The organism is Pyxidicoccus fallax (assembly GCF_012933655.1).
GTDB classification, from domain to species: Bacteria; Myxococcota; Myxococcia; order Myxococcales; family Myxococcaceae; genus Myxococcus; species Myxococcus fallax.
The window spans coordinates 1-4,040 of sequence record NZ_JABBJJ010000585.1 but is presented as its reverse complement, the minus strand read 5'-3'; the positions used below and the strand labels follow the sequence as shown (position 1 = coordinate 4,040).

At 71.5% G+C, this 4,040-nt stretch carries 3 protein-coding genes and 1 pseudogene; 3 read left to right on the top strand and 1 reads right to left on the bottom strand.

All coding sequences use genetic code 11. From position 1 onward, the window contains the following. On the bottom strand, positions 1 to 639 hold a 639-nt coding region (locus HG543_RS52080), incomplete at its 3' end, for a deoxyribodipyrimidine photo-lyase (RefSeq protein ID WP_246357919.1). Between the two features lie 346 nt (positions 640 to 985). Here HG543_RS52080 and HG543_RS52075 point away from each other — a divergent pair. The 3 genes and pseudogenes from HG543_RS52075 to HG543_RS52065 all read left to right on the top strand — a co-directional run. Then, positions 986 to 2,599, top strand: a complete 1,614-nt coding sequence (locus HG543_RS52075) for a cation:proton antiporter (protein ID WP_343073657.1) — start codon at positions 986 to 988, stop codon at positions 2,597 to 2,599. A 68-nt stretch (positions 2,600 to 2,667) separates the two neighbouring features. Then, positions 2,668 to 3,813, top strand: a complete 1,146-nt coding sequence (locus HG543_RS52070; RefSeq protein ID WP_169352431.1) for a DUF1015 family protein — start codon at positions 2,668 to 2,670, stop codon at positions 3,811 to 3,813. Positions 3,814 to 3,822: 9 nt separating this feature from the next. Then, positions 3,823 to 4,040, top strand: a pseudogene (locus HG543_RS52065) (tRNA1(Val) (adenine(37)-N6)-methyltransferase); the annotation flags it as partial.

Sequence of the window (4,040 nt, the reverse complement as noted above, 5' to 3'; positions counted from 1 at the left end):
GCGTAGGAGGGGGATGGGTAGGATGAGGGCGCCTGGGCGCCGGCGGAAGCCGGCATGGCGAGCGCCAGGGCAAGGGCGGCGGCGGAGAGGCAGCTCCAGATTCTCGGGTCGCAGCGTGTACGCGCCGGCCTGCACCGTGGCGATGCGCTGCATGGGCACCACGCACGACGCGTCCACCGCGAACAGCGGCACGTCCAGGGACTTCGCCGCGCCGCGCAGGTGGCCGGGAATGATGTACGTGGGAAACAGGTCGGACACCACGGCGGCGGCGCGGAGGCCCAGCTCCGCCAGCCGGGGACGGTGCTCCTTCGGTTGACGGGGCAGCTCCAGCCAGTAGGGCAGGCCCTTCGCCTTGCAGCCGGCGGCCATGTCCACCATGCCCTCCAGGGCCCAGGCGTGGAGCCGGTCCGAGGCATGGGGGTAGTCCGGACGCAGCGCCTGGTAGACGACCACGGGCAGGCCCAGGTGGTTGCCCAGGGCGATGGCCACGTCCAGCGCGTGGTTCTCCTCCACGCGGTGGTTGATCATGCACCAGTAGAGGACGAACTCACGGCGCTCGGTGGGAAGGGGGACGTCCTTCACCACCTGGACGCGCGCGGAGTCCACGCCGAGCTCCGACCACGAAAACCCGATGGGCATTTGTCTTACGGATGCATGGGCCGTGTCCGCGTCGCGGAGGAATAAATCATGTATTCATGGTGCATGTTTCAGGAGGTTCACGGACGTGTTGCCCTGACGTCCGGGCAGGTGCCACCTGGGCCGGTACGGGGCGGGCGGCGGGCTTCCGCTTGATGGCGTAGCGCGACGTTGGTGGTCTGGCTGGAATGCGGCGGCTCGCGCTTCGGGCAGCGGCGCCCGTCGTTCAGTGCTGGGCGGTTCAAGGCCCCGGAGCGTCGGACGACAAGTGGACGGAGGTGCCAGAAAACCGGCGCGGGAGCGCGGGTTGTGGTCTTCTCCGCCGCCGGCCGACCCAAGGAGTCGTTGAGTGCCTCACCCGAGAATCTGGAGCTGCCTCTCCGCCGCCGCCCTTGCCCTGGCGCTCGCCATGCCGGCTTCCGCCGGCGCCCAGGCGCCCTCATCCTACCCATCCCCCTCCTACGCACAGCCGCGGCAGCCGGCGTACTCGCAGGAGCCCGCGGCGCCGCCAGCGCCGACGCCCGCGTCGCCGCCGCAGGGGACGCAGCCCGCGGCTCCGAACTATCCGCCGCAGAACGCGTATCCGCCCGCGCAGCAGCCGCCGCAGAACGCGTACCCGCCGGCGCAGCAGCCCCAGGGCGCGTACCCGCCGCCCGCGCAGCAGCCCTCCACGTATCCGCCCGCGCAGCAGCCCCAGGGCGCGTACCCGCCGGCACAGCAGCCCCAGAACGCCTATCCGCCCGCGCAGCCCGCGGATCCGGCGTATCCCCCGGCGCAGCAGCCCTCCACGTACCCTCCGGCGCAGCAGCCGCAGAACACGTATCCGCCCGCGCAGCCCGCGGATCCGGCGTATCCGCCCGCGCAGCAGCCGCAGGGCGCGTATCCGCCCGCGCAGCAGCCGCAGAACGGATATCCCCCGGCGCAGCAGCCCTCCACGTACCCGCCGGCCACGGCGCAGCAGCCTCCCGCGCAGGGCACGAACCCCACGGCGACGGACGCGCCCCGGGTGCCTCCGGAGCCGGACTCGCTCGTCACGCAGCCGCAGGCGCCGCTGACGCCGGATGGGCAGACGGATCCGCTGAAGCCCGCGTCGACCACCGCCTCCGCCGCGCCTCCGGGTGAGGACACCGGGGTGCTGCTGGACGGCCGGCCCCGTCAGGGCCCGTTCCTGTCCGGCCCCGGCAGCCTCACGTTCATCATCCACCACACGACGATGGGGGCCCTGGGCGGGCTCTTCACCCAGAGCTTCAAGAAGGACTACAGCTTCAAGAAGGCCTCGCGTGAGGAGGTGCTCGCGGGCACGCTCATCGGCGCGGGCCTGGGCTTCGGCGCCTCCGCGTGGTGGCAGTTCAACAACTGGGTGGACAAGCCCATGGCCCACTTCAGCATCGGCAACTCGGTGGTGGGCGGCATGTTCATGGCGGGCTTCATGGACCTGTTCACCCAGGACCCGAGCGTGCTGACCTGGTCCGCCTTCCTCGGCGCGGAGCTGGGGGCGTGGCTCACCGCGGGGCTGGGAGGCGGACAGCTTCCGCTCAATGACGGCCTGCTGGTGTCGTCGGGCGCGGGCTGGGGCATGGCGTACGCGGCGCTGCTCCTGGCCGTCATCCACTTCTCCGGCACGGACGTGTCCAGCAAGACGTGGCGCGACACGCTGCTGCTGGCCCCTGGCATCGGCGCGGGCGCGCTGGCGCTGGCCACCATGCGGTATGACCCGACGCCCTCGCAGATCCTCCGCGCGGACATCTTCGGCGCGGGTGTGGGCGCGGCGGTGCTGCTCATCTCCGGTCTGGTGCTGGGCGGCTTCGACCAGTCCACGCCGTACGTCCTGTCCTTCCTCGGCTCGGCGGGAGCCATCACCACGGTGAGCCTGCTGTGGGAGGAGAGCGTGGACCGCTCGGCGATGAGGATGACGTCCGGTCGCTCGGCGAAGGGGCGGCCCTACAAGAACGTCTGGTGGTAGACGGGATGTAGAGCGTCCGGGCGGGCGCCATGGCACGGCGGGGCAGGCGACACCACCTTCCCCTCGACATGGCGCGCGTTCATCCCTTCACGGCCCTCCTGACTTCGCTGGAGCCCAGGCTGGAGCCCAGCGACTACGTGCCGCGAAGCAACGCGGCACCCCAGCCGTCCCACGTCCGGCCGTTGCTGGAGTCGGCGAATCCCACGGCGGAGCTGCGGCGCCTGAAAAGCGCGGGGGCCCTGCTGAAGGATGCGCGGCCGGCGATGTACCTCGTGGAAATCCACAGCCCGGCCGGCAAGCTGGGAGGCCCGCCGGTGCGCTTCCTGCTATGCGCGCTCGACCCGGAGGCGGCCGTCCCGCTGGAGCATGACCCGTACCGGCCCCGCGCCTGGGAGGTGGAGCCCGCCGTCACGCTCACCGCGGACGACCACGGCGTGCTGCGAGGGCTCCTGGCGGAGGCCTCCGAGCGGGCCATCACCGTGTGGCAGGGGCAGTACGACGGCCACCCCATGTCGCTGCGCCGCATCGAGCCCTCGCCGGTGGCGAAGCGCATCCAGGCGGTGCTGGACGAAGCGCCCATGCGCCCGCTGGCGGCGCTGGACGAGGGCGGGCCGTCGCTCGCGGCGGTGGTGCCCCTGTCGGATCCGGGCCTGGAGTTCCAGCCCATCCACCGCGCCTTGAAGGGCGTGGAGACGTTCAAGGAAGAGACCTTCCTCACCCTGGTGACGGCGTACGCGCGCGTGTACGAGCTGGACGAGCCGCTCGACACGCCGCGCGGGCTGGGGGCGGCGCGCGAGCGCCTGGCGACGCTCATCAGTGGACAACACGCGGTGCTGCTGGTGCTGCCTGGGGGACGGGGGCGCATCCTGAGGTTCCGTCAGGGATTGGACCTGGCGCACCTGAAGGGGGCACCTCGCAATCCCACGCTGCGGAGCCTGGACCTGGCCTTGCTGAACGCGTTGGTGCTGCGGACGGTGCTGGGCATCAAGGACCCGGAGGCGCCGGGGCATCCGCAGGTGTTTCCGGTGCAGGGGCTGGAGAGCCTGGTGCGAGGCGTTCAGGAGGGGACCTTCCAGGCAGGCTTCGCCCTCAACCCTCCGCCGCTGTGGGAGGTGAGGGCCGTGATGGAGGCACAGGCGACATTGCCGTCGAGAACACTGCGGGTGGAACCGCTTCCACCGGCGGGCCTTCTGTTCCTGGATCGTGAAGCCTAGCTTTGCAACGTGAGGGTCTTGACGCGAACCCTGCCGGACTGGCCCCGGCGCGTGCGGCTCGAGCTCCAACCGGGGCCCGGGGAGACCCTTGATGCGATTTGTGGCGGGGAGGTGCAGGTGCTCCAGCGGCGCCTGGGCTACCGCTTCACGTTGGATCCGCTGCTGCTGGCGCACTTCGCGGTGTTCGAGGGTGGGGCGCTGCGGGGGCGGTTGATGGACCTGGGGAC

Excerpts from the sequence above, each read along its gene's own strand:
- HG543_RS52070 (WP_169352431.1), top strand. The coding sequence starts at position 2,668 with ATGGCGCGCGTTCATCCCTTCACGGCCCTCCTGACTTCGCTGGAGCCC.